At 58.7% G+C, this 24,009-nt stretch carries 22 protein-coding genes; 13 read left to right on the top strand and 9 right to left on the bottom strand.

Annotation, left to right across the window (positions count from 1 at the left end):
• The first annotated feature begins 115 nt into the window (after positions 1–115).
• The 5 genes from PSV43_RS05350 (at position 116) to PSV43_RS05330 (ending at position 4,095) form a co-directional block, all read left to right on the top strand.
• Positions 116–1,396 (top strand): type II secretion system F family protein, encoded by a 1,281-nt coding sequence (locus tag PSV43_RS05350; protein WP_300194503.1) that lies wholly within the window; start codon positions 116–118, stop codon positions 1,394–1,396.
• A 31-nt stretch (positions 1,397–1,427) separates the two neighbouring features.
• A complete protein-coding gene (locus tag PSV43_RS05345) occupies positions 1,428–2,132 on the top strand; it encodes a type II secretion system protein (RefSeq protein ID WP_300194502.1) in 705 nt (234 codons plus the stop codon).
• Between the two features lie 66 nt (positions 2,133–2,198).
• Positions 2,199–2,546, top strand: a complete 348-nt coding sequence (locus PSV43_RS05340; protein ID WP_300194501.1) for a hypothetical protein — start codon at positions 2,199–2,201, stop codon at positions 2,544–2,546.
• An 84-nt stretch (positions 2,547–2,630) separates the two neighbouring features.
• Positions 2,631–3,425, top strand: a complete 795-nt coding sequence (locus PSV43_RS05335) for a hypothetical protein (protein WP_300194500.1) — start codon at positions 2,631–2,633, stop codon at positions 3,423–3,425.
• A gap of 22 nt (positions 3,426–3,447) precedes the next feature.
• Positions 3,448–4,095 (top strand): hypothetical protein, encoded by a 648-nt coding sequence (locus PSV43_RS05330; RefSeq protein ID WP_300194499.1) that lies wholly within the window; start codon positions 3,448–3,450, stop codon positions 4,093–4,095.
• Between the two features lies 1 nt (position 4,096).
• Here the strand turns inward: PSV43_RS05330 and PSV43_RS05325 are convergent, their stop codons facing one another.
• Positions 4,097–4,957 carry a DUF3108 domain-containing protein gene (locus tag PSV43_RS05325; RefSeq protein WP_300194498.1) on the bottom strand — a complete coding sequence of 287 codons (861 nt, stop codon included), beginning with the start codon at positions 4,955–4,957 and terminating at the stop codon, positions 4,097–4,099.
• Positions 4,958–5,024: 67 nt separating this feature from the next.
• Between PSV43_RS05325 and PSV43_RS05320 the strand changes: the two genes are divergently transcribed.
• A complete protein-coding gene (locus PSV43_RS05320) occupies positions 5,025–6,125 on the top strand; it encodes an aminopeptidase (RefSeq protein ID WP_300194497.1) in 1,101 nt (366 codons plus the stop codon).
• A gap of 191 nt (positions 6,126–6,316) precedes the next feature.
• Here PSV43_RS05320 and PSV43_RS05315 read toward each other — a convergent pair whose 3' ends face one another.
• The gene (locus PSV43_RS05315; protein WP_300194496.1) at positions 6,317–6,961 is read right to left on the bottom strand and encodes a histidine phosphatase family protein; all 645 of its coding nucleotides are present in this window, start codon (positions 6,959–6,961) and stop codon (positions 6,317–6,319) included.
• An 85-nt stretch (positions 6,962–7,046) separates the two neighbouring features.
• Positions 7,047–8,078 carry a class II fructose-bisphosphate aldolase gene (fbaA, locus tag PSV43_RS05310; protein WP_300194495.1) on the bottom strand — a complete coding sequence of 344 codons (1,032 nt, stop codon included), beginning with the start codon at positions 8,076–8,078 and terminating at the stop codon, positions 7,047–7,049.
• Between the two features lie 265 nt (positions 8,079–8,343).
• On the opposite strand from fbaA, the gene PSV43_RS05305 reads away from it, so the two are divergent.
• The 7 genes from PSV43_RS05305 (at position 8,344) to PSV43_RS05275 (ending at position 16,225) form a co-directional block, all read left to right on the top strand.
• Positions 8,344–9,186 carry a MotA/TolQ/ExbB proton channel family protein gene (locus PSV43_RS05305; protein WP_300194494.1) on the top strand — a complete coding sequence of 281 codons (843 nt, stop codon included), beginning with the start codon at positions 8,344–8,346 and terminating at the stop codon, positions 9,184–9,186.
• The gene (locus tag PSV43_RS05300; protein WP_300194493.1) at positions 9,183–9,605 is read left to right on the top strand and encodes a biopolymer transporter ExbD; all 423 of its coding nucleotides are present in this window, start codon (positions 9,183–9,185) and stop codon (positions 9,603–9,605) included. The genes PSV43_RS05305 and PSV43_RS05300 overlap by 4 nt, the downstream gene beginning before the upstream one ends.
• A 6-nt stretch (positions 9,606–9,611) precedes the next feature.
• Positions 9,612–10,481, top strand: coding sequence for a hypothetical protein (locus tag PSV43_RS05295; protein ID WP_300194492.1), 870 nt, complete (start codon positions 9,612–9,614; stop codon positions 10,479–10,481).
• A gap of 8 nt (positions 10,482–10,489) precedes the next feature.
• Positions 10,490–11,710: a hypothetical protein gene (locus tag PSV43_RS05290; RefSeq protein ID WP_300194491.1), complete on the top strand. Its 1,221-nt coding sequence runs from the start codon at positions 10,490–10,492 to the stop codon at positions 11,708–11,710.
• Positions 11,711–11,719: 9 nt separating this feature from the next.
• On the top strand, positions 11,720–12,220 hold the full coding sequence (locus PSV43_RS05285; protein WP_300194490.1) for an OmpA family protein: 501 nt from the start codon (positions 11,720–11,722) through the stop codon (positions 12,218–12,220).
• Between the two features lie 67 nt (positions 12,221–12,287).
• On the top strand, positions 12,288–15,017 hold the full coding sequence (locus tag PSV43_RS05280; RefSeq protein WP_300194489.1) for a PVC-type heme-binding CxxCH protein: 2,730 nt from the start codon (positions 12,288–12,290) through the stop codon (positions 15,015–15,017).
• Between the two features lie 50 nt (positions 15,018–15,067).
• A complete protein-coding gene (locus tag PSV43_RS05275) occupies positions 15,068–16,225 on the top strand; it encodes a hypothetical protein (RefSeq protein WP_300194488.1) in 1,158 nt (385 codons plus the stop codon).
• 199 nt (positions 16,226–16,424) lie between these two features.
• On the opposite strand, the gene PSV43_RS05270 is transcribed toward PSV43_RS05275, so the two are convergent.
• The 6 genes from PSV43_RS05270 to PSV43_RS05245 all read right to left on the bottom strand — a co-directional run bounded on the left by PSV43_RS05270 (position 16,425) and on the right by PSV43_RS05245 (position 23,969).
• Positions 16,425–17,075: a LysM peptidoglycan-binding domain-containing protein gene (locus PSV43_RS05270; RefSeq protein ID WP_300194487.1), complete on the bottom strand. Its 651-nt coding sequence runs from the start codon at positions 17,073–17,075 to the stop codon at positions 16,425–16,427.
• Between the two features lie 104 nt (positions 17,076–17,179).
• Positions 17,180–17,941 (bottom strand): hypothetical protein, encoded by a 762-nt coding sequence (locus PSV43_RS05265; RefSeq protein ID WP_300194486.1) that lies wholly within the window; start codon positions 17,939–17,941, stop codon positions 17,180–17,182.
• A 157-nt stretch (positions 17,942–18,098) separates the two neighbouring features.
• A complete protein-coding gene (locus PSV43_RS05260; protein WP_300194485.1) occupies positions 18,099–18,602 on the bottom strand; it encodes a hypothetical protein in 504 nt (167 codons plus the stop codon).
• 1,133 nt (positions 18,603–19,735) lie between these two features.
• Positions 19,736–20,485 (bottom strand): ABC transporter ATP-binding protein, encoded by a 750-nt coding sequence (locus PSV43_RS05255; protein ID WP_300194522.1) that lies wholly within the window; start codon positions 20,483–20,485, stop codon positions 19,736–19,738.
• A complete protein-coding gene (locus tag PSV43_RS05250) occupies positions 20,485–22,290 on the bottom strand; it encodes an efflux RND transporter periplasmic adaptor subunit (protein WP_300194484.1) in 1,806 nt (601 codons plus the stop codon). Before PSV43_RS05250 ends, PSV43_RS05255 begins: the two co-directional genes overlap by 1 nt.
• Positions 22,287–23,969, bottom strand: coding sequence for a TolC family protein (locus PSV43_RS05245; protein WP_300194483.1), 1,683 nt, complete (start codon positions 23,967–23,969; stop codon positions 22,287–22,289). Before PSV43_RS05245 ends, PSV43_RS05250 begins: the two co-directional genes overlap by 4 nt.
• Positions 23,970–24,009: the final 40 nt, after the last annotated feature.

Raw genomic sequence — 24,009 nt, 5'->3', positions numbered from 1 at the left:
AACGCCAGCCGACGCGCGCACCTGAGTGCATCCCTGCACATTATTTGATGGACAGAATGCCCGCCGTCCCGGTATTCTAAAATTAGCCTGAACAAACGCCGCCAAGATACGCCCTATGCCCACGTTTCAATACATCGCCCTGGATCAGAACGGACAGGAAACCGCCGGAGAACTTGATGCTGCCTCTGAGGCAGATGCCATCAATCAACTGCGCCAGACCGGCCTCTATCCGACCAGCGTCGCCGCCGAAGGCCAGGGGCAGTCGGCAGCCATCAAGAAACGCGCTAAAGCAACGACGAAGGGCAAAACGAAGACCGTCAAAGTTGGTGTGAATGCCAAGGTGAAAAGCAAGAGCCTGATGATTTTCACGCGCCAGCTTGCGACGCTCATCGACGCAGGCCTGCCCTTGCTGCGTGGTCTCACCGTGCTTGGCCGTCAGGAGCCCAATCTGGTGATGAAGGGGACAATCAACACTCTGGCTGACAATGTGCAGACCGGCAGCACCTTTTCCGAAAGTTTGCAGCAGTACCCGCGCATCTTCAACAAGCTCTACGTCAACATGGTGAAAGCCGGTGAACTTGGCGGTGTGCTTGAGCTCGTGCTCAACCGTCTTGCCGAATACCAGGAAAAGGCCCAAAAGCTCAAAAACAAGATTGTCGCGGCGATGGTTTACCCCATCATCGTCATGTTCATCGCCGCAGCCATCATGGTCTTTCTCATGCTGGTCATCGTACCACGCTTTGAAACCATCTTTGAAGACATGCTGGGCAGCAAGGACAAGCTGCCGGCTCTGACTAAATTCGTCATCGGGTTCAGTCGTACCATGTACGATTACATCTGGTATCAAGTATTCGGCATAATCGCGATCGTTGTGGGCTGGCGGATGATGGCCGCCACCAAAGGCGGACGCCGGTGGATCGACCGCGCCAAGCTCAAGCTTCCGCTCTTCGGCGATGTCCAGAGCAAAACGGCCATTTCACGCTTCACCCGTACTCTCGGAACGCTGGTGACCTCCGGCGTGCCTATCTTGCAGGCCTTGAACATCACCCGCGACACCGCCGGCAACACCATCATTTCCGACGCCATCACCAAGGTGCATGATGCCGTCAAAGAAGGTGAGTCCATGGTGGCACCGCTTGAGTCCAGCGGCGTATTCCCTCCCATGGTGATCTCCATGGTCGATGTGGGTGAGGAAACCGGCCAGCTCCCCGAGATGCTCCTGAAAATCGCCGACGTTTATGAAGACGAAGTGGACAATTCCGTCTCCGCTCTCACCTCCATGCTGGAGCCGCTGATGATCGTCGTGCTCGCCGTCGTCGTGGGCGTGATCGTCATGGCCCTCTTCCTCCCGCTTATCGACGTGATCAAAAACCTCAGTGGCGGCGCTGGCGGCTAAGCCAGCCCACCACCCACACATTCTTGGAGTCATGAAAACAACTCGCTTCGCATCTCATTCACGCACGCGCGCCTTCACCTTGGTGGAGATGCTCATCGTCGTCACCATCATCTCGATGCTGGCCGCACTGACCTTGGGTGGATACACCTTTGCCATGCGCTCATCCAAACGGCGCCTCACCACAGGAACCTTTGAGGCGATCAAACTCGCCCTTGAACGTTACAGTACCGAATTCGGCGAGTACCCACAGCCGGCAGGGTCCAATCAAATGGTTCAGTTCCCTCCCGGCGTATCCACCTATGACACCTCTGGGGCTTCCTGCCTCTATCAGGCGCTGACCGGTGACGGTTATGACCAGATCAAGGGTGTCACCTCAGCATCTTCCGACTCCTCCGGCGGCGGATCTGGAGCCTCATCGGATGGTAAAGTGGAAGGACTCTCGGAGATCAAAAACAAAATGCTGGTCGAAATCCCCCAGACCATCTACACCCGAAAAGGCTCCACCTACATCATCATCGATGGCTTTGGACACCCCTTTCAATACCTCAAAGCGGCAATTCCAGCCGCCGTTAATGGTGCAAATGGCACCAACACCAATACCGATACCGCACCCACCACGATCAACACGACGTATGACCTCTGGTCATATTCAGAAGATGAGCAAAACACCACCAAACAAAGCATCAGCACGTTGAACGACCCGACAGTGTCAGTGAAATGGATCAAAAACTGGTGAGTTGAAGCCGCTACATCAGCTGAAAACGACATTGATTGCATGTCTTTGGGCATAATTTGGTAAAGTATGCCCACCAGTCTCGCCATCGTCTCCATCCTAGCACTGTTCATCAGTTTCTGGGTATTGAACGTTGCGCGCGATCCCAGCGTCTGGCGGCTCTGGTGGATGGATTTGCTGGGAGCACTTGATGTTGATTCTCACCGCGAGCAGCGAAGAGGGCAGGAGCGCCAGATGTCCTTCATCTGCTTCACGCTGTTCCTGCTCCTGCTGATAACTGGCCTTAGCGGAGCTTTCTGGACGATTGACCTCGTGAGGGATCACAAACGTGGCAAAACACGCTTTGAGCGCGAACAGCAGAGTTCCAACCGCGAAATCGAGAAGGTCAAAAGTCAGGCCCTGAGCGGCAACCGTTAAGGCGGTGCGCCTAACCGACTGGATTTTGGATTGCACGCGGCGCGCATCGCTGCGAAGGAACGTTTCATTCCAAATCCCGACTCCATGAACCGCCAGGAAAATCTCGAATCCCTCTTTCGCAACGGCAAAACCGTCATCCTTCCCATCGACCACGGTTGCGCCATTCCCGTGCCTGGTTTGGAAAATCCTTTTCAACTCATCGACCAGGTCAACGAGTTCGTCGATGGCTACGTCATGAACCTCGGCGTCGCCCTGCGTGCGGCCGACAGTCTCGCGGGCAAGGGCATCATCCTGCGCACCGACGTCTATAACACCCGCACCACAGGCGAAGGCGCTGGCAGCATCGGCGTCTTTGGCGTCGAGGAGGCGGAAATGGTCGGCGCGAATGCCGTGATGAACATGCTCTACCCCTTCTCCAACTATGAGAAGGCCAACTTCCAGGAATGCGCTGACCTCATCCGCCTCAGTCTCGACACGGACATTCCTGTTATCTTGGAATCCCTGCCCTATGCGCTCGGCTCTCCGGAAAAGTACACCGTGGAAAACATCAGCTTCGCCGTCCGCCTCGCTGCGGAACTCGGCGCGGATGTCGTGAAGACCCCCTACCCCATCAACGGCACGGTGGACGACTTCCGCCGCATCGTGGCGCAGAGCTTCGTACCCGTCATCATCCTCGGCGGAGCCGCCATGGGAGACGACGCCGGCCTCCTGAAAATGGTCGAAGACGCCATGGACGCCGGAGCCGCTGGCATCGCCATCGGTCGCAACGTCTGGCAGCACAAAAATCCCGCCGCCATCGCCCGCAGTCTTGCAGCCGTGGTCCATGAAGACGCCTCCGCGCTCGAAGCCCTCGCGCTGCTGAAAGAACCAGTGCGCTAACGCAGTTTCGTTTCACCCCACCATGAAACGACTGCTTCTTGCCGCCAGCCTGTTCACCGCCTGCTCTCTTCACGCCCAGCAGCTTCAATCCTTCGACATCAAGGTTGACGACTGGGCCGAAGGTGAGCCGCCGCAGGAAGTCTTCGTCGTAGATGGCACCATCAAGATCGCTGCGCGTGATGGCAACAAAGCCATCGTCATTGATCCCAATCCCATCACGGACGCCAGCGCCCAGCTCGCCGTCTCCGCCAGTGGCAATGCCAGCATTGAGTCCCGCATTCTCGCTCTCAAGCGCGGCCGCAGCACGCCGCGCTTCGGCGTCAGCGTGCATGGTATGAGCGGCCACCGCCTCATCGTCAATCCAGCCAAGAAGTCTCTCGATCTGATGAAGAACGACCAGACGCTGGCCACCGTGCCCTTTGCCTGGACCAGCGAAGTTTGGGTGAAGGTCAAACTCGAAGCCAAAAAGGGTGCCGGTGATGCCTGGACCATCACAGGCAAAGCCTGGCCTGCCGATGCCGCAGAGCCCTCCGAGCCGCTGATCAAGCACGAGGACAAGAACCTCAAAGGCCAGGGCAAATGCGCCATCTGGGCCACTCCCTTTTCAGGCGAGCCTGTCTTCTTCGACGACATCAAAATCAGCGTCGAAGCAGCACCAGCCGCCCCTTGATTCAAGGCACCGGTGGTTTGACCGTGGTGCTGGCAGGCAGAGAACCCACCGCATCCTTGCCGCTGAGCAGTTCAAATTGACTCAAGCGGGCGAACATGAACCCGACAAAGACACTCGCATTCATCTCGATGGGAATGCGCAGTTCATCATCCGACACCCAGATGGTCGCCGTCTTCATCTTCTTGTAGGCACTGAGGGCCAGCGTCGTGCGGTCGATTTTTCGAATTTGCAGACTCAGCTTGATGCAGGGTTGCTTCTTCCCGCCATACACAATGGTTTCACGCCCCTGCACCTCAAACGTCGTCAGGTAGGGCGTATCCCAGGGCTGCACCACCCGCGTGATCTTTTGCCCGTTCTTCAGCTCCAGGCTGCGCACGTAGAGGATCACGGAGAGAATGTCATCCATGGGACCATAGGAGCACACGGTGGTCGAAGTGCTCTCAGCGCCCTTCACCGGCTGCACCTTCGTCTCCGTGACGATCCGCTGCCGCTCAAACGACACGCGATAGCGGCAGGTCTCCTCACTGTCCGTTTCACGGTGCTGCAGAAAGTGTGCCCGCAGATCACCGCGATGCATGATGGAGGTCATCTCACAGTCGTACTTCCAGAGCTTCCGCGCCAGGCCGGTGCTCGCGGCGGTGGCATCCGCACGCCAGAATTCTCCCGCCTCACGCACCGTCAGCGTGGCTTGCCCCGCCGTCATCACATGACTCCAGCCGATGTCAAAAGTCAGCTTGCATGGCGGCACTTTCCTGTAGGTTCCGGCAGTGCCTGGCGTGAGTTCTTTGACCCACTCCGGAGACTGGGCAAAGGTCAAAGAATGGCTCAGCACACCAATGAGAGGGATCAGCAGAAAGCGCATGCAGCCAGTATTCCCTCGATTTTCCCTTTTGCCAGTGCGTGTCTTTTCCGCCACAGTCCCGCCAATCATGCACGATCCACGAATTGACGCCCTCTCACGCCAGCTTGTCCGCTATTCCACCAAGGTCAAAAAAGGCGACCTCGTCTGGATCGATCTCTTTGATGTGCCCAACACCGTCGGCCAGAGCCTCATCCGCGAAGTCGTCGCCGTCGGCGGTCTGCCCATGGTCCGCATCAATGACGCCGTGCTCACCCGTGAGCAGATGATCCATGCCACCGAAAAGCAGTACGACATCATCGCGGAAAACAACCTCGCCTTGATGAAGCAGACCGACTGCTACATCGCCGTGCGCGGCAGCCACAACATCACCGAAGCCGCCGACGTGCCGCCGGAGAAAATGAAGCTCGTCATGTCCCAGCTGCGCCCGGTGCAGAACGAGCGCGTGAACAACAGCCGCTGGGTCGTCCTGCGCTGGCCCACCGCCTCCATGGCCCAGCAGGCCGGCATGAGCACCCAGGCTTTTGAAGACTTCTTCTTCCGCGTCTGCCTCCTCGACTACGCCGCCCTCCTGCCTGCCATGAAGGCATTGAAAAAGCTCATGGACAAGACCCAGCATGTCCACATCACCGGTCCCGGCACCGATCTGAGCTTCAAACTCAAGGGCCTCAAGGCCATCCCCTGCGGCGGCAGCCACAACATCCCCGACGGCGAAGTGTTCAGCGCTCCCGTCAAGGACAGCGTCGAAGGCGTCATCAGCTACAACGCGCCCACCATTTACCAAGGCATCGCTTTCGACAGCGTGAAGCTTGAGTTCAACAAGGGCAAGATCGTCAGCGCCACGGCCAACAACACTCCCGCCATCAACAAGATCCTCGATAGCGACGAAGGTGCCCGCTACATCGGCGAGTTCGCCATCGCCTTTAACCGCGAAATCAAAGAGCCGATGCGCGACATCCTCTTCGACGAAAAAATCGCCGGCAGTTTCCACTTCACCCCCGGCCAGGCCTACGAAGGCGTCGCCGACAACGGCAACCGCAGCCAGGTCCACTGGGACCTCGTCAACATCCAGCGGCCTGAATACGGCGGCGGAGAAATCCACTTCGACGGCAAGCTCATTCGCAAAGACGGCCAGTTCATCCTGCCCGAGCTGAAGCCGCTCAACTACTAACGGCTCGGGAATGAAGCGCGGAATTTACTCCGCACCAGTTCGCTCGTGCTCGGCGTGGGTACTCCACGCTGTGGCGTCGCAATCAGAGAGAATCATCAGCCTCAAGAAATGGCAGAGCAACTTCGGCACTTGGGGCATTCGCGGAGTGCTGCAGAAAAATTCCGCGCTCCGCCAGTTGCAGCGCAACTGGGCTACTTCGCCACCGGCGGCTGATAGTTCAGCAGCTCAACCTCCACCGCGTGCTTCCGCTCCGGCAGCAGTTCCACCACGCTGATGCTGCCGTACTCGATGTTGAAAAACGCCATGTTCTTCAGCGGCATTCCCAGCAGCAGCGCGATCATAACGCGAATGATGCCCCCGTGACAAAAGATCGCCACCTTTTGGTGCGGGTGTGCCCGGATGATGCGTAACAGGCACTCCTGCACCCGCTCCTTCAGGCTGTCGATGCTTTCGCCATTCGCGATCCCGTTGTTCTCGATGATCTCCAGCCAGTCAAACGCACTCGCGTTGAAGTTCGTCTGCACCTCATCCCAGCGGCTTCCGGTCCAGTCACCGAAATCGATCTCCATCAGTCCCGGCATCAGCTCCGGCTTTAGGCCGCTCTGCTTCGCCAGCGGCGCCAGCGTCTGCTGCACGCGCAGCATCGGGCTGGCGTAGATCGCCTCCAGTTTCGTGTCCTTCAGCCACGTCGCCACCGCCTCACCCATCCGCACTCCCAGCGGCGAAAGCCCCATGTCAATCCGCGAACCCCCAAACACCTTGTGATACTTCTCCTCAACCTCACCATGGCGGATGAGATAGATCTGCATGGGATGGTTCGGGAGATGGGATTTCACGTTAGTTCGATAAAAGGTGGTAAAATGCGGAAGGCAGCGCCTTTGACGCTGCCTTCCAGAATGTGCTCAATAAATCCGGCGTGGTTTACACCGTGCCGAAGATCGTCTTTCCAGTGCTCAGCAAATCATTGCAAGCTTCCTTCATGCGGTCGCAAAGGCCCTGCTCGCCCTTTTTGAGGTAGCTGCGTGGGTCGTAGGTCTTCTTGTCACCCACTTCGCCATCGATCTTGAGGACGCCAGCGTAGTTCTTCATCATGTGGTCCACGATCGGGCGGGTGAAGGCATACTGGGTGTCCGTGTCGATGTTCATCTTCACCACGCCGTAGCCGAGGGTCTCGCGGATTTCTTCAAGGAGGGAGCCGGAACCGCCGTGAAAGACGAGGTCCATCTCAGACTTGGCACCGTGCTTGGCGGTGACAGCAGCTTGGCCATCGCGCAGGATGGTTGGCTTGAGCTTCACAGCGCCAGGCTTGTAGGTGCCATGCACGTTGCCAAAGGTGGCAGCAAACATGAAGCGGCCGATGCCGCTGAGGGTCTCATACACTTCCAGCATGTCTTCAGGCGAGGTGTAGAGCTTGTCGGCGGCGACACCGCTGGTGTCGTGCCCGTCTTCTTCACCACCGACGACGCCGGCTTCCACTTCGAGGATGATTTCGTGCTTCACACACTCAGCCAGGAGCTCCTTGGAAAGGCGCATGTTTTCGGCCAGCGGCAGTTCCGAGGCGTCGAGCATGTGGCTCTGGAAAAGGTTATTGAGGCCCGCAGCGCGGCGCTTGGCGGTTTCAGCGATGAGGGGCTTGAGGAAACTGTCCACCTTCTTCGGCTGGCAGTGGTCGGTGTGCAGGCCGACGAGGATGTTGTACTTCTCCGCGAGGCGATGGGTCGCTTCGGCGAGCACGATGGCGCCAAAGGCCTGGTCTTTGAGGGAGGTGCCGGAGGCAAATTCGCCGCCGCCCGTGGAAACCTGGATGATGCCGTCGGATTTGGATTCAGCGAAGGCCTTCAGCGCGCCGTTGATGGTCGTGATGGAGGTGACGTTGATCGCTGGGTAGGCATAACCACCCTTCTGGGCGGCATCAAGCATGGCACGGTACTGGGCGGGTGTGGCTACGGGCATCTTTGGAGTATGGGGGTGAGTTGAAAGACCGAGGGAAGCAAGAAACGGGCCGGGTGCAAGAAGCGCTTCGTATTCGGCGGGGGATGATCCCAAGCGGCGCTGCCTATCGGCTTTTGTCTGCCACCCTTGGGATGGTACAGAACCTACCGGCGAAACGCAGGCCGCAGGAGCAGACTCCCTCCTCATTCTCCTCGCACTCCCGGGTTGACGCCCGACTGTTAAGGTCTTTTAACTACCACCAACTCCTTCTCACGCAATGCCGCCCATGGAATCCTTTCTCTCGCCCGGCCTGCAGTATGGCCTTGAACACAGTAATCTGACCTGCTGGATCATCTGCGGTCTCCTCGCGCTGTTTTCGATCACAAGCTGGGCGGTGATCCTGAGCAAGCACTTCCTGCTCTCCCGCGTGCACAAGGCCAACCTGTCCTTCCTCCGCGAGTACCGCGAGAGCAATCATGCGCTGGAGCTGTATCAACAGCGGGAGCCGCATGAGTTTTCCTCCTTTTACCACATCTACCATGCAGCCTGCCGTGAGATGTCCTGGTACCTCCTGGGAGAAGACGAGCCGGGCACCACCTTTGCCGCACGTCTGCAAGGCGCGGGCCGCATCACGCCCTCGCAGATGAATGCGGTGCAAGTCGCCATGGAGCGCAGCGTGGCAGAGGCGGCACTGCGGCTGGAGGCCCGCATGAACTGGGTGGCCACCACCCTGAGCAGCGCACCGTTTCTCGGGCTGCTGGGCACGGTGTGGGGCATCCTGGACACCTTCAGCACCATGATGTCTGCCAGCAGCACCGCTACTATTGCCACCCTAGCACCGGGCATAACCACCGCGCTGGTCACCACAGTACTGGGCCTGCTGGTCGCCATCCCAAGCATGATCGGCTACAATGCTCTGGTAAATCGCATCCGAGGCATGGTGGTGCGGCTCGACAACTTCGCCAGCGAGCTCAATGCGGGCTTTGACCGCACCTTTGTGGACCATCGCTTCAGCAACGAAGCACTCCCTAGCATGAGCTCGATGGGCAGCCCTTCGATGCCTGCCTTCTCCGGTGCCAGCACCTCCCCCCTGCCCTCGTCTATGCAGTCAGTGCAAACCCGCGCATGAAACGCCACTCCAACAGGCATCAGCTCCGTCTCATCACCGAGATCAGCATCACTCCGCTGATGGATTTGGTGCTGGTGCTGCTGTTTGTTTTTTTGCTGGCCGCTCCCCTGCTGAAGGCAGACAAAGCCATGCTGACTGCCGCAGCGCCCCTTGCTCAGCCCTCCAAGATCTCTGCGCCCACGGAAACGATGACGCTGCTGGTGAACAATGACCAGTCCGTCACATTGAATGGCGCGATGCTCGCACGCACCGATCTGCCCGTTTCTTTAAAACAAATCGTCCAGCGCAACTCCGGCATCGGCATCGAAGTGCGCATGCATCGTGACCTGCCCGTGCAGCAACTGGTGGAAACGATGCAATTGCTTGAAGCCGCAGGCATTCAGAAAACCGCCGTCACGACCCATGCCGACGCCCCTTGATTGAAGATGAAACGTAAACGTCCCACGACGCTGGAGCCCATTTCGGCAGCGATGATTGTCATCGTTTCGCTGCATCTGGCCGCCGTGTTTGGGGTCTGGTGGTGGTGGCAGAATGTCGGCAGTCCCCAGCGGGATGCCAAGAGCGCACAGCTTGCATGGATGAATCCTGGGGATTTCAAGTCGCAGGAACCACCGCCCACTGCTGTGCCTCGGTCCAAAGTGGCAGCCGCTGCCCTCAAGGCGGGCCAGAAGCCGCCTGAGGTCGCGCCCGTCAAGCCTGCGGGTGATGCTCTAGTACAGAAAGCCACGCTTATCGCCGCCCCGCCCCAGCAGCACCAGATGGAGCCTGTGCCAAACACTACGGGTGCCCCTCTGTTCGCTGGCTCTGCCGGGCCGGATCCAAAGCCTTCCGCCAATCGCAGCATCACGCTGCGCAGAGCTCCTGAAAAGCGTACCGGACCCGCGCTGTTCGGTGCCACCGTCCCACCGATGACCAACCCGACGCTGATTGACGTCGCCCGGCTTAACGCCTTTCGTCCATCGGCGACTCCCCCCCCCAACAGTGCAACCCCATCCACGGCAGAGGTGGATCTCGATGCCATCGATGAAGCGGTCATTGCGGCATTCCTCATCGGCTGGACCGCCCCGCCCATCGAAAGCGTGCCCGACGGCCAGCGCGCAGGGCGGTTGAACATCTCCATCGGCAGAGACGGCGCGGTCATAAAAGCGCAAATGAGCAAGTTTTCCACCTCTCACGTTCTGGACCAGTCCATTCTCGAGGCCGCATCAAAAGTGAAAAATATTTCCACAACCCTGCCTTCTAATTACTCTAAAGACAGCTACGATCTGGAACTGAACTTCCTACTGCTGCCCTGAACCCCCGCATGAACGCCCGCGCGCTTCTTTTCATTTTCACCCTCGTCCTGTGCCACGGCACGCGGGCGGAGGCTGGCGTCATGGACAGACTGCGCGGCCTGCTCAGCTTCGGGGGTGGCAAAAGCAAAACCGAGGAGCCAAAGAAGATCATGCCGCGCATCCGCGTGGGAACATTCTCCGGCGGCACGGGTGCCAGTGCCCAGCAGGCCCTGCGCCAGGAGCTTCTGGACTCACGCGAGTTCTTCGTCGCCGGTGCGGACGAAAAAGCCGACTACCAGGTCGAGGGCACTTCCTCAGGCGGACGTGTCACCGGCAAGCTGCGTGATGGCAAAGGCAAAGATCTCTTTCAGCGCAGCTATGCCGCTCCTGGTCTCGATGAAAACCTCAAGGCGCTCACCGACGATGTCATTTACACCATCACCGGCAGACCGGGACTGGCCACCAGCCGCATCGTCTTTGTGAGCAATGTGAGCGGCAAGCGCCAGATCTACGTCTGCGATGCCGAAGGCGGAGAAGTACATCAGGTCACCCACGACAAACATGCCGCAGTGTCCCCCTCGCTCTCGCCGGATTCATCCATGATCGCCTTCACCAGCTATCGCACTGGATTCCCCATCATCCGTCTGCTGGATCTGAATGTCGGCTGGGAGCGCGGCGTGACGGACACCCCCGGCAGCAGCTTTGGCTCGGCATTCTCGCCGGATGGCACTCACCTCGCCGCAGTGATGAGCTTCATCGGCAATCCTGAAATTTTTGTAAGCGACCTCAACACAAACACCGCCGCCTGTGTGAGCGATTCCGTCGGCGCACCCTCCAGCCCTTCCTGGCATCCGGATGGTCGTCAGATCGTCTTTTCCAGTGATGATGGAGACGGGCCAAAGCTGTACATTGTCGAAGTACCGCAGAAGGAAGGTGCAGCCTCGCGCCTGTTTCGCTGGCGCACCGGCTACCACTTTTGCACGGATCCTGAATGGTCGCCCGATGGCCGACAGATCGCCTTCACCACGCGCACCAGCGGTGAATGGACCGTCGCCATCAAGTCCTATCCCAATGGCGGCGTGCAGGTGGTGCAGGCTGGCGGAGCGGAGCATCCGTCATGGAGCCCCAACGGACATTTCATCACCTACGTTCAGCACGGCGAACTCTTTGTACATGATCTTCGCAGCGGCAACCGTCGTTCCATTCTGCGCGGTTATGGCCACATCTCCGAACCGCGCTGGATGCGCTGAGCCCAGCTGATGAATGCCGCCCCGCCAATGATGAACCGCAATGCCGCCATTCTTTCGAGCACCCTGTTGAGCTGCCTCATGACCTCTTGCGGCAGCATGAAAATGCCTGCGTTTTTTCGCAATCCATCCTCTGAGGCAGTCGTCTATGCCCTAGGCCCAAGGGATGGCTTCAGCTCCCCGCTGAATGGCAGCCTCAAGCCTGCATGCCCTGCCCTGGTGTTCGATCATGCTGACTTTCAGCTCACCGCCGCGCATCAGCAGGCTCTGAACGGCTTGGCGCAGGAGATGCTCAAGAATAAGAAGGCCCGCCTGCTGATCGCTGGCTACACGGTGCCGAATCTGCCACCGGATCACGCCCGCTCCCTCTCAGAACGCCGTGCCCTGGCGGTGCGGCAGCGTCTGATCGAACTCGGCCTCGACGCCGCCAACGTGCAGACGGTCGGTTTTGGCAATGACTTCTCCCCCAGCGGCCCCTCCTCGGATGTGGTGGTCATTTACCGCCAGAACTGACGGGAAGCGGGCACGGTGTCTCCCCGTAAGATCACGGCATTCCGGCCGTTCCTTCAGCCCCCCAATCATGCCCAACCGTCCCCACCTCCTCGTCGTTCTCGCCTTGGTCGCGCCGTTTGCCTTCATGTCCGCAGCCCCGGACAAACCCGCCAAGGGCAAAAAAGACAAAGGACCTTTCGTCACCGGGAAACCCGCCTTCACCCCTGATCCGGAAACTCCGGCATTCGATCCCACGAAGGTGAAGCCGGATCACCTTGAACCCAGCGCGTTCAAAGTTCCCGAAGGTTTTGAAATCACCGTCTGGGCCACCTCCCCGCAGCTGTTCAATCCGGCGAATATGGACATCGACCACGCAGGCCGCGTCTGGGTCACCGAAGGCGTGAACTACCGCCGCCACTCCGGCCGCAGCCGTGAGGGTGACTGTGTGCGCGTGCTGCAGGACACCGATGGCGATGGGAAATGCGACAGCAGCCATGTCTTCGTGCGCGAAAAGGAACTCGAATGCCCGCTGGGAGTGGCCGTGTTCGACAACGTCATCTTTGTCTCCAACGCGCCAAACATCATCAAATACACCGATGTGGACCGCGACTTGAAATTCGATCCCGCCATCGACAAACGCGAGGTCTTCCTCAGCGGCTTTGAGCAGCCGCAGCATGACCACAGCCTGCACAGCGTGTACGCCGGGCCTGATGGACGTCTGTATTTCAGCAATGGCAACTGCGGCGCGGAATTCAGCGACAAGAGCGGCAACACCTTCCGCATCGGCGGGGCCTACCTGAACAATCCCTATGCCGGAGCCAAAAGTGACGACGGGCACGTCTATGTCGGTGGCTTTACCGCCAGCATCGATGCCGACGGCCACAATGCGCGCATCCTGGGCTACAATTATCGGAACAGCTTTGAAGGAGTGCGCAACAGCTACGGCGACATGTTTCTCAACGACAACGACGATCCGCCCGCCTGCCGCGTGAGCCATCTCATCGAAGGCGGCAGTTTTGGTTTTTTCTCACGTGACGGCAAACGCCAGTGGCGCGCCGACAAACGCCCGGGGCAGAGCATTCCCACCGCTGAATGGCGGCAGGAAGATCCTGGCAGCATCCCTGCTGGGGACGTTTATGGCGGCGGTGCGCCAACCGGCATGTGCTTCTATGAAAACGGTGCGCTAGGTGAAAAATGGGACGGTTTGCTGCTAAGCTGCGAAACCGGACGCAACGTGGTGTTTGGCTACCTGCCAAAACCGGACGGCGCAGGCTTCAAGCTGGAGCGCTTCGACTTCTGCACCACGAACACCACGGGCGTGTTCAAGGGCAGTGATTTCGTGGGCGGTGCCAACAACCTTTCCGATGAACGTCACACGCTTTTCCGTCCTTCGGATGTCTGCGTGGGTGCTGATGGTGCGATCTACATCAGCGACTGGTTCGACAAACGCACGGGCGGGCATCAGGACACGGATGAAAGCTGCAGCGGCACGATTTACCGTATCGCGCCGAAGGGGTTCAAATCGAAGATTCCGGAGCTCAAACTGGATACTGTTGCAGGGCAGCTCGCTGCGTTGCAATCGCCTGCAACGAATGTTCGTCAGGTGGCTTTTGCCCGGCTGAGGGCTGCTGGGGATGTGAATATGCCCGCCGTCCTCCAGTTGCGTGAAAATGCGAATCCTTACATCGCCGCGCGTGCGGTGTGGCTGCTGGCTCAGCTTGGTGAGCCTGGGCTTATTTCGGCACGGGTTTGGTTGGAGTCTGAGGATGCTACGAAGCGCCTGGTTGCACTGCGTGCCATTCGTGCGGCCAGCAGTGATTTGATTGATATTCTCAGCAATTTGACCACCGATCTTTCGCCGATGGTGCGCAGTGAGGTCGCGGTGGCGCTGCGGGATGTTCCGGCGGCGCAAAGCGTGGCACTGCTGTGCAAGCTTTCGCACCATATCGACGGTGGTGACCGTTCTTTGCTGGAAGCCTGGGGCATTGGCTGTGAGGGCAAAGAAGAGGCTGTGTGGACTGCGCTGAAGCCTGTGGGTGCGTGGAGCGATGATTTTGCGCACATCACCTGGCGGCTGCACCCTGCTGCGGCTGTGTCGGATCTGGCAAAAAGAGCCGCCAATGGCAAGCTCTCCGCGGAACAACGGAAGTTCGCGCTCGACACCCTGGCGTTCATTCCGGAGGCCAGTGCGGCACAGGCTGTGCTCGGACTGGCCAAAGATAAAGAGTCACCTATTCATGCAGACATCATGTGGTGGCTCATCAAGCGCAGCACGGATGACTGGTCCACTTTCGGTATTGCCGAGGCTTTGAAGAAGGAGGGTATCTTTGATCCTGAAAGTGCCAAGCTGGTGACCATCGTCACTCCGGCGGCGATCCCCAATACGGTGAAGCTTGATGAAGTGATCAAGCTGACGGGCAACGCCAAAAATGGCGCGCAGTTGGTCACACGTTGTGTGATGTGCCATCAGATCAACGGCCAAGGAGTCGAATTTGGACCGAATCTCGACGGCTGGGGCCGCAGCCAGCCTAGCGAAATCATCGCGCAGGCGCTGATTGAGCCGAGCAAGGACATCGCCCACGGCTACGAGGGTCAGGAAATCGTGACCAAGGACGGCGTGACCATCCACGGGATGATCCTTACTGAAGGTGACATCATGATCATCCGCAGCATGGGCGGGCAGAATCAATACGTGGCCCGCTCCCGCATCAAGAGCCGGAAGAAGCTGAACTACAGCATGATGCTCAGCGCCACACAACTGGGGCTGAACGCCCAAGAAGTGGCCGACATCGTCGCGTATTTGCGTTCTGGCAAATAATGGGCGAAATGGGAGGCCATCCGTATTTTCAAGCTTCTTTCAATCCAGTCATGACATTCTTCCGCCTCGGCCTTCTTGCCGCCGCCATAAGTCTCAGCAGTTGCAGCGTTTCCACCGCTCCTGAACCTGCGGAGTTCCAGCTTTCCGCCGAGGCACTGAGCAAGCAATATCGCGCCACGCGCAAGACTGGCTCCGTTCGCCTTTACGCCCAGAAGATCGAAACCACCCGGGATCAGTGGGGGCGTGAAACCCACCACGCCACTGGTGGCGCCCTGCTGGTGAAGGATATCAACCCGCCGATTTACGCGCAGGCTTCCGAGATTTCGATCACTCCGGAGTTTTCTGAGGTCAGCGGTAGATCGACCGTCAAAAAGAATGACCGTCTCTACCTTGGTGAGGACGAATCTACCAAGATCCGGATCGATGGCAGCGCCATCCAGCCAGAAGGCCCGCATGCCGTTCGAGGCATTGCCGCCGCCGTGGACGAAGCCGCTCTGAAAGCCGAGGCCGAAGCGAAAGCTGCGAAAGAAAGCGAGGCGCAGAAACTCGCTGAAGCCAAGGCCCAGGCGAAAGCCGAGGCTCTGGTTGCGGAGGAATCTGAGGCGAAGGCGAAAGCCGAAACCAAAGCTCAGGCCAAGGCCCTAGCTCTCGCGGAGAAAGAAGCCAAAGCGAATGCAAAAGCTGAAGCTACGGCTCAGGCCAGGTCCCTGGCTCTGGCGGAAAAAGAAGCTAAAGCGAATGCCAAGGCTGAAGCCGAAAAGGCTGAGCGGGAAGCGATGACCCAGGCGAAAGCTGAGAGTGAAAGAGCCACTGCTGAGGCTGAGGCCATGAAGAATGAAGCCAAGGCAAAGGCCGACAAGGAACAGATGCTGGCGGATGCGATGGCCAAAAAGAAAGCTGACGCCCAAGCCAAGGTCGCTGAAGAAAGAGCGAGAGCCGACGAAAGAGCCCGCCTCAAGGCAGCCGCCGTGCCACCTGCCATGCCCAAGAAAGTCACCCGTGCTCCCGCCAAGCCCAAGATGTCCGCCGCCGACTTCGCCCCCAAGCCCAAGCCCGCCGCTGCGAAAGCCAGTGCGCCAACCGCAGCCAAGCCTGCCCCCGTTGCCGTCAAAGACACCCCTCCTCCAGCGCCCAAACCCGCCGCCCCCACGCCCCCCGTGGATCGCTCCCGCCTGCTCAAACTCATGCGCGAGCCGACGGAGCGTTGAGGCTCGAATCGAGCGAAGCCAGGCAGCCTTGTGCCCATTGTAACTTGTTGCGCCGCAACAAGGCTACTTCCACGACGCATCGCTGCAGGCGAAGCAACGAAGCCATATTCCTGCCGAACAAGGAATCCCATGCCCTTGTTGCACAGCGCAACAAGGCTACTTTACAGAGCCTGCTCTCTGGACGCTGCTTCCCCCTGACTCAAAACGGCCAGCGATAGGGGGCGTTGTGGATGAGCTTGGTCTTGGGATACGCGGAGATGCGCACCTGATTTTTTGAGTTGCCGCTGAGGAGCCAAACGTTGGTGGCGTCCTGCGCGTGCAGGAAGCCGATGTGACCGCTGCTGGCCTGATCGACGGTAAGGGGCTGCAGGATGCAGATCGCTCCATATGTGGCGGCGACGGGGCGGCCCCAGCTCCACCAATCGGAGACTTTGGCGCTGCCTTGCGGGCGGTAGCCGGAGCGCAGCACGCACCAGTTCACGAAGGCGGCGCACCAGGCGGTTTCATCGTGCAGCAGGCTGCCGCCGATGCCGCAGCTCTTCAGGTATTCGAGGATGCGGGGGTTGTCCGCCGCTCCTGCCCACTCCTGGACGCCGACCTCCATGATGGCCATTTGCATCCATGGCGGCGGCGCGGCGAAACTGGTCGGGGCGCTGGCGGTGGTCTCAGGCGGCAGGCCGGTGACGACGCCGTTGACGTTGACGATCTGTCCGGGGAAGAGCACCTTCCAGTTGCCGGTGCCCCATTCGACGAGGCCGGGGTTCAGTTTCTGAAACTGCGCGAGGGTCATGCCAAAGGACTTGGCGATCTTGGTGGGATTGTCGCCGGGTTGGACAGAGTATTGAGCCATGGGTGGGATGATTGCTGGGGGTGGGGGGAAAAGCGAGTGGGGATTTTAGGGGTTGGGGGAAAGCAGTAGCCGTGACAGTCGTTGCGACACGCTGTAGCGCCTCATTAGGCGTTGCGGGTTTTGGCTTCATTGCGAAGGAAATTCATTATGCGTTCGTCGTCAGCAAGGAACTCGGCAAAGGTGCCATCGAATTCCACTGTCGGATGCTGTGCATTGATTTCGGTGCTTCCAAGCCATGATAGATGAATGACCGTAAAACGGCCGGGCTGGTTGCGGTGATGAAAGAGAACATCGTCAGTAGCACCCTCGCGCCATGCGAACGCCTCGACTGGAACTCCGTCGAGAAGGTGTCCCCGCGTTAATTCTCTCTGGAACTCGGCGATAAGGCGCTGCGCGTCATCGGCATCGGGGTAATACCAGCCGAGCGGTAACTCGGGGCGGGATGAATCTGGAAAAAAGCCTCGTCTGACTGCAAGAGCACCGAGCGCTAGGCAGCAGCCCACCAAACCTATGTAGAGGTAAACCTCCGCTTGATGCGTGCCGGACGGGTCGCCTGCCAAGACTGGGAGAGCCAAGGCGAGCATAAGCAGGAAGTAAACGCCGCAGACGCCGCGCCACGCGATGGGTGGCATTCGGGAATCGTGACGTAACGCCATCCAGTGATGCCTCAAAGAACAACGCAGGAATGCGAAGATGATGACCAAGCCAATAGCGCCCATCGAGCCCCACAAAATCCAAGCCCAGAGTGGCATGATTGGGCTGTGCGAACTGTAGTTGAGAAGCCAGGGCAACCCGATGACGCAACAGCCCCAGAAAATCGTCGTCCCCGTTGCGAGGAATCCGGTGATGCCAAATATGCGGTTCATGAGTTTGAAGTGTTGAGATGCGAGAGGCTTAACAACTTCAAGCTCAGCTACGCTGGAGGCTGGCGCGGCACTTGAATGGTGGACAGAAAGGCGGTGGCGGAAGCAGGTGCCGCGATGTGCACGCCCGTTGGTTGCAGCGCATGATTTGGCGTTGCGGTCATTGGAAGAGTGCGTCGAGAAGCTCATCAACAGTAAGCACGCCGGAAAACTCTGAGCGTGGAATAACGCGATGATGAACTCGTGCGCGTCGCAGGCCGCGAATGTCGCGGCGCTGAGTGAGTGCTGCGGGTCGCTGTGAAATGTCGAGCATTGCCGCGCCAGCAGGCTCGCCGAAGAAACGGTAATGCTCGATGCCAAGATCAGAAGAACGATACGACATCCAGACGATGCAGCCGCCCTGCGCGGAACCGAGCGCCGTGTGGGCGGAAACGCTGCGAGCGCGTCCATCGGAGTGAGTCGCCTTGAGCTGGATGTGGCGAACGACACTGCCGAGACTGGCGACCAAATCGAAACCGGAATCGTCCACCTCGCTGTTGTAGATGTGGAGCTTCTGTGCGTAGCCGCGTTGCCAGACAGCTCGGAATAAGTCGGAGAGGAAAACGTGCCGGAGCGCGTTCTCAACGTAAGACGAGTGCTGAGAAAGTGCTTCGGTTTTAGTCATTGAGTGCGGATACAAACGCCTAACATTCAATTATCCTACAGAGAGGCGCCGAGTGATTGCTTGGTATGCCACGGTATTGTCGATTTTGGCAAGATTGAAATGGTGAGATAAGGAAAAAGGGCCGTGAGAACCTTGGTATATGCCCGTCAAAAAGGCACACGGTGAAGGCCTGTCATCGTGGATTTTGGAGGTGGCGGTGCTCGATCTGACCCGGCAGGTGTGTGGAGGTGATTCATTGCAGACGCTGCTGGTAGGCATGGGATGTGACGGAGGGGTGGGTTTGCTTCCCGGTAATGATTGCAGGGAACCCTGGGCGTTGCCCAGGGCTGAGATAGGTCGCACCTTTGGTGCTGATGAGTCGTGCGCCGACAAGCTCGATATACATCCTTAACCGAGTGCCAGCATGCGTATCCTTTTTTGAATGAAAGTACGGACATCGAACTCGAAACGCCATGCGCCTCAAACACTGCTCTTACCTTATGTAGGAGAGCTGTATGGTCTAGTTTAGAGCCTTTTAAATAATTATATAGCCTTTCTGATTCATCATATCGCGCGGACATAAAGCCACGCCCCCTCACCCCGGCCCTTTGACTCACTGCGTTCGCCCTGCGGGCTGCCTGCGGCAGTCTATCTTCGCTACGCTGCGGTTCCCCGAAGAAAATGATTTATTGTCATCGTGTGGCAGGGGCGGGGAGAGGGAGAACCGCTTTCGCTGCACTGGATTTATCGGACACATAATAATTTAAAATGCTCTAAGGCGGGGGACGAAGGGCACGGCTGCTGCCTGCGAAGGAACCGCACATGGAATGTGCGGACCACTTCTCGCTGGGTTGGCGGTAATCATGCCGAGAAAAACGCGTCGGACAGTCAAACCGACGGGCAGGAAGGCCATCGGCCTAAGACAGCCGAGACGGCTATCCTACGGGTGCGGGACGCGGCTCAGGCCAGGATTTACGCATGAACGGCCCGTAACGTCTGTCAGACCGGATTCCGGCTAAAGCCGGTACTACAATACGGCGCTGGGTGGCTCGATAGCTGCCGATCCTTGAGAGAGTTCATGAGGCCTGAAATTTGTTCATGCGTAAGCTTGGCCATGGGCGTCCAGAACGAGCTGAAGCTCTGGACTACTTTGTTCAGGCGGCGAGGCCGTAGTGGGGGCCGATGACTTTGCCGCGGAGGCGGTCGGCTTTGGCGCCGGCTTGGTCGTGCTCGATGACGCCGTCGCGGAGGCGGATGATGCGGGTGCAGCGCTGGACCATGCGCTCGTCATGGGTGACGAAGACGAGGGTTTTGCCCTGCTGATTGAGGTCGTCGAAGAGATCGAGGATTTCTTTGCCGGACTTGGAGTCGAGGTTTCCGGTGGCTTCGTCGGCGAGAATGACGAGAGGACTATTGGAGAGGGCGCGGGCGATGGCGACGCGCTGCTGCTGGCCGCCGGAGAGTTCGGTGGGCTTGTGGTGGAGGCGGTGCTCCAGCCCGACCTGGGTGGCGAGGCGGGTGCCGGTTTCGATCATTTCAGACTCTTTGGCACCGCCGTAGTACATGGGCACGGCGATGTTCTCGATGACGCTGAGCTGCTGGATGAGATTGTAGCTCTGGAAGATGAAGCCTAGGTTTTTGTTCCGTGCGGCGGAGAGGTCATCGTCCTCAAGATGAGCGACGTTGAGGCCGCCGAGGTAGTAATCTCCCGAGGTGGGCTGATCGAGACAGCCGAGGACATTGAGCAGCGTGGACTTGCCGCAGCCGGAGGGACCCATGATGCAGACGTATTCGCCGGGGTAGATGGAAAGTGAGACTCCCTGCAGCACGTGCTGGGTGATGTCCCCCATCTGGTAGCTCTTGCAGATGTCCACCAGCTTGATGATGGGATCAGGATGGGGCATCACGGGGTGGCCAGTGCCACGGCTTTATCCTTGGGCTTGGAGGGTTTGGATTTGGGCGCGCCAGCCTCAGGCTCGGGTTTGCCCTGCTCTCCCATGTCGGCCTCAGCTTTCTTCGGGAGTGCGAGGGCGACGGCTTCGCCGCCCTGCAGACCATCACGGACTTCGATGAATTCATCGTTGAAGAGTCCGGTGCTGATCTCCCGGCGTTCCAGGGTGCCGTTGTTGCTGATGTAGCAGAAATGATGATCTTGGTCGACCTCGATGGACTGGACGGGCACGTAGAGCACGTCTGCGAGTTGATCGACGATGATCTCGACCTTGGCGTTCATTCCTGGCTTCATCCAGGGGTGGTAGCCGTTGATGTGAATGGTGCAGGGATAGACCTTCAAATTGGGCGTGTAACGGCTGCTGCTGGAGTCCGGCAGAACGGCAAGTTCGGCGACGCGTCCATCGAGTTCTTTGCCCGGTTCGGCATCGACACGCACTTTGACTGGCTGACCTATGTGAACCTTTTTCATCTGAGATTCATGCACGTTCACGCGCACGCCCATCTGGCTCATGTCTGGAATGGTGAGGAGGGTCTGGCGGAGGCGGACGGTGGACCCTTCCTCGATGCTGTTGTTGTAGTTGTAGGAAGAGCTGGCGTTCAAGTCGCCGTAGGCGACGAGGCCGGGCTGCGGGGCTCTGATCACGCAGGCCTTGAGCTGAAGCTCCAGGTTTTCGCGCTGAGCGAGCTCCATTTCGTAGCGCCGCTTGGCGGTGCTGAACCGGGTCTCGGCCTGGGCCGTGCGAGAGCGGTTGGCGCGGATGGTGCGCTGGAGCTTGTTGAGGGCTTCACGATAAGCGGCGAGGTTGGTGGCGCACTGCTTGCTGAACTCGTATTTTTTAAACAAGGCGAGCGCTGTCTCCGAAGTCTTCACGGAGAGCTCCACCTTGTCGTAACTCACGAGGTCATTTTCCATCTGGGCGGCAGTGACGAATTTTTTCTCCGCCAGACGCTTTGAGGATTCGACCTTCTGTTTGGCCAAAGCGAGTTCAGAGCGGTGCAGCAGCAGATTATCCTCCAACTGCCGGAGCTTCTGCTGAGCTTCACCGTCGCTTTGAGCCTTCTGCTCGAGGAAAGGCGAGAAATCGATCATTTCACTGACGGTAGGAGTAACGACTGATTTCTTGACTGCGCCCAGCTTGGAAGATGCGCTGCGTTGAGTAAGGGCCGCCTCCGAGTTGACCGGGGTATTGGCCTGGGTTTCAAGAACGCCCGCATATTTCTCAAAGGCTTCCACGTCCGGCGGCAGTTTCGCCGCTGTCAGGATGGCACCGGTGACTTCACGACCGAGATATTTCTCGAAGTCCATGAGGGCAAAAATCGCGGTCTGCTTGGTGTCGCGCACCAAGGTTTGATTTTCACTTTTTTGGATCTCCCGATTCTCATCGGCGTCGATGTAGTTTGAAACCGTGGTCTGAAAGTCGATCTCGTGGGTCTCGATCTTGGTTTTGAGGTCGGTGCTGTCGAGTTCGATCAGAACCTTGCCATCTTTGACGTCCTCTTCGGTGATCAGATAGCCCTCTGGAATGAGGCTTAGAATTTTGGTGGGGATTTCGATTTCGCTCTTCACCTCATTGTTATGCAGGGCACGGATTTCTCCGCCTTGCAACACGCTGATCTCGAGCGGGCCACGCTGCACGATGCGCGTTGGCATCTTTTCAGCTGTGGCGCCACCGCCGGACATGCTCCACCAGCCGATGACAGCGAGTGCGCTGACGCCTGCGATGATGATTCCTTTGTTGGATTTTCCTTTCTTCATTCTCCTTTAGGCTTCTCCTTGTTCAATACGTCCACCCAGCCGCCGTCTTTCTCAATGAAGAGCACGCCCATGTCCCGCCACAGTCTCAGCCGCACCAAAGTATGGTTGATGGTGGTGGAAACCATGAGATTTCGTGTGGTGTTCAAGTCGCGCTGAGCATCCACCAGATTGATGGCGGAGCCGAGGCCTTCGGCATTGAAGGCTTCTTCGACCTCCAGACGCTGAGTGCTGATGTCCAGCCCGAGCCGGGCGAGGTCATACTGTTTGCGTGCGAGCTGCAAATCACGCCAGCCGGTGCGGACGTCACTGCGGGTGTTTTCTTCAAACAACTCCAGCGCACGTCGTGCCTGCTGCTCGGCGACGATGGATGAACGCAGCAGATTGCGCTCGGGCTTTTGATTGAGATTGAGGTCGGCGTTCAACCCCATGCTGTAGTTCCTGTTTCCGGGGACGAGGGCGAAGTCGTTGCGGTCAGGATTGTCGAGCATGTTGTAATTCACCAAGGCGTTCACGCTGGGGAGAGCCTGCTGTTTTGCGATGAGGACTTTCCGGCTGGTGTCCTCGACCTGATCGCGGAAATTCCAGAGGTCCAGGCGGTTGGTCATGGCGATGGTGATGGCCTCATCCAGCGTGCCGGAGGATTCGATGATCTGGAGGGCGCTTCTGTCCTTGTAGTCAACCACGAGGCGCTCGGTGACTGGCAGGCCGAGATTGACCTTGAGGTCATCCAACGCCTGCTCGTAGTCGCGGATGGCGTTGAGCCATGAGCGCTCGAATACAATGCGGGACTGCACCAGACGGAAGACGGAGGATTTGGTGCTGTTGGCATTTTCCTTCTGCATGGCGGTCTCACGGGCGACCACGAAATCAAAGGCCTTGAAGGCAAGGTAGGCATTGCGCGCTGTCTCGCGTGACTGGATGATGCCGTAGTACTGGGTGGCGATGTCCACAGCAAAAAGTTTCCGATACTGCGCAAAGTTGCGAATGGCATAGAGCACGGCGCGCTCGCTCTGCGTCAGGACTTCCGAGGCGGAAAGATAGCCGGCACCGCTGAGCAACGGCTGGGCCAGGGAGAAGCCGAGCTGGGAGAGTCCGGCGTCTTTTCCACCGGTGAAGAAGCGCACAAAATTGGTGGTCAGGTTCGTTGCCAGCAGAGTGCCGGTGCGGGTCAGTGCGGAGAAGCCCAAGTTGCCGGTGGTGGACAGGGTGGAGGTGCGCACCAGATTGTTGACGCCGGTGATGGCGTCTGTGCTGGCCTTGGTGGCGGAGCCACTGCCGCCGAAGATGGGGCCGTACTGCTGCCGGACGAGCGTGAGATTGAGCGCGGTCAGGTAAACCGTTTCTTTCTGCAGCAGGTAGGGGCGATTGCGATGCACCGCAAAGTTCAAGGCCTCTGCCAGACTGACCACACGTGCATTCTCTTCGAGGAAGGCCCGTTCGCCCAGAAACTCCTCTTTCTTCATGTTTTTGCGGAGTTCTTCCATCCTCACCGGAGGCGGCGGGGTGATGTCTAGAAACGCCTGCCCTGAGTTTGGCACCTTGCTGGCTTTTTTGCGCAGGATGCCATAGGTCTCCTTGTCCGCCCATTTTTTGTAAAAGCCCGTGCTGCAGGCGCTCAATCCCAAGGCCAGCAGCGTGAGAAACGCGACGGCAGGCAGGAGGGGGCGATGTTTTGGCATGGGAAGTCTGACCGGCATTAAGGGTGGTTGCGCCGGAGTT

Source organism: Prosthecobacter sp., from assembly GCF_029946185.1.
Classification (GTDB): Bacteria; Verrucomicrobiota; Verrucomicrobiia; order Verrucomicrobiales; family Verrucomicrobiaceae; genus Prosthecobacter.
Note: the sequence above shows the minus strand (reverse complement) of the source record. Positions and strands in the feature narration are given on the sequence as shown.

Excerpts from the sequence above, each read along its gene's own strand:
- PSV43_RS05245 (WP_300194483.1), bottom strand. The coding sequence starts at position 23,969 with ATGCCAAAACATCGCCCCCTCCTGCCTGCCGTCGCGTTTCTCACGCTG.
- fbaA (WP_300194495.1), bottom strand. The coding sequence starts at position 8,078 with ATGCCCGTAGCCACACCCGCCCAGTACCGTGCCATGCTTGATGCCGCC.
- PSV43_RS05295 (WP_300194492.1), top strand. The coding sequence starts at position 9,612 with ATGAAACGTAAACGTCCCACGACGCTGGAGCCCATTTCGGCAGCGATG.
- PSV43_RS05250 (WP_300194484.1), bottom strand. The coding sequence starts at position 22,290 with ATGAAGAAAGGAAAATCCAACAAAGGAATCATCATCGCAGGCGTCAGC.
- PSV43_RS05280 (WP_300194489.1), top strand. The coding sequence starts at position 12,288 with ATGCCCAACCGTCCCCACCTCCTCGTCGTTCTCGCCTTGGTCGCGCCG.
- PSV43_RS05320 (WP_300194497.1), top strand. The coding sequence starts at position 5,025 with ATGCACGATCCACGAATTGACGCCCTCTCACGCCAGCTTGTCCGCTAT.
- PSV43_RS05300 (WP_300194493.1), top strand. The coding sequence starts at position 9,183 with ATGAAACGCCACTCCAACAGGCATCAGCTCCGTCTCATCACCGAGATC.
- PSV43_RS05275 (WP_300194488.1), top strand. The coding sequence starts at position 15,068 with ATGACATTCTTCCGCCTCGGCCTTCTTGCCGCCGCCATAAGTCTCAGC.
- PSV43_RS05350 (WP_300194503.1), top strand. The coding sequence starts at position 116 with ATGCCCACGTTTCAATACATCGCCCTGGATCAGAACGGACAGGAAACC.
- PSV43_RS05285 (WP_300194490.1), top strand. The coding sequence starts at position 11,720 with ATGAATGCCGCCCCGCCAATGATGAACCGCAATGCCGCCATTCTTTCG.
- PSV43_RS05290 (WP_300194491.1), top strand. The coding sequence starts at position 10,490 with ATGAACGCCCGCGCGCTTCTTTTCATTTTCACCCTCGTCCTGTGCCAC.
- PSV43_RS05345 (WP_300194502.1), top strand. The coding sequence starts at position 1,428 with ATGAAAACAACTCGCTTCGCATCTCATTCACGCACGCGCGCCTTCACC.
- PSV43_RS05325 (WP_300194498.1), bottom strand. The coding sequence starts at position 4,957 with ATGCGCTTTCTGCTGATCCCTCTCATTGGTGTGCTGAGCCATTCTTTG.
- PSV43_RS05335 (WP_300194500.1), top strand. The coding sequence starts at position 2,631 with ATGAACCGCCAGGAAAATCTCGAATCCCTCTTTCGCAACGGCAAAACC.
- PSV43_RS05270 (WP_300194487.1), bottom strand. The coding sequence starts at position 17,075 with ATGGCTCAATACTCTGTCCAACCCGGCGACAATCCCACCAAGATCGCC.
- PSV43_RS05255 (WP_300194522.1), bottom strand. The coding sequence starts at position 20,485 with ATGCCCCATCCTGATCCCATCATCAAGCTGGTGGACATCTGCAAGAGC.
- PSV43_RS05305 (WP_300194494.1), top strand. The coding sequence starts at position 8,344 with ATGGAATCCTTTCTCTCGCCCGGCCTGCAGTATGGCCTTGAACACAGT.
- PSV43_RS05340 (WP_300194501.1), top strand. The coding sequence starts at position 2,199 with ATGCCCACCAGTCTCGCCATCGTCTCCATCCTAGCACTGTTCATCAGT.
- PSV43_RS05330 (WP_300194499.1), top strand. The coding sequence starts at position 3,448 with ATGAAACGACTGCTTCTTGCCGCCAGCCTGTTCACCGCCTGCTCTCTT.
- PSV43_RS05265 (WP_300194486.1), bottom strand. The coding sequence starts at position 17,941 with ATGAACCGCATATTTGGCATCACCGGATTCCTCGCAACGGGGACGACG.
- PSV43_RS05260 (WP_300194485.1), bottom strand. The coding sequence starts at position 18,602 with ATGACTAAAACCGAAGCACTTTCTCAGCACTCGTCTTACGTTGAGAAC.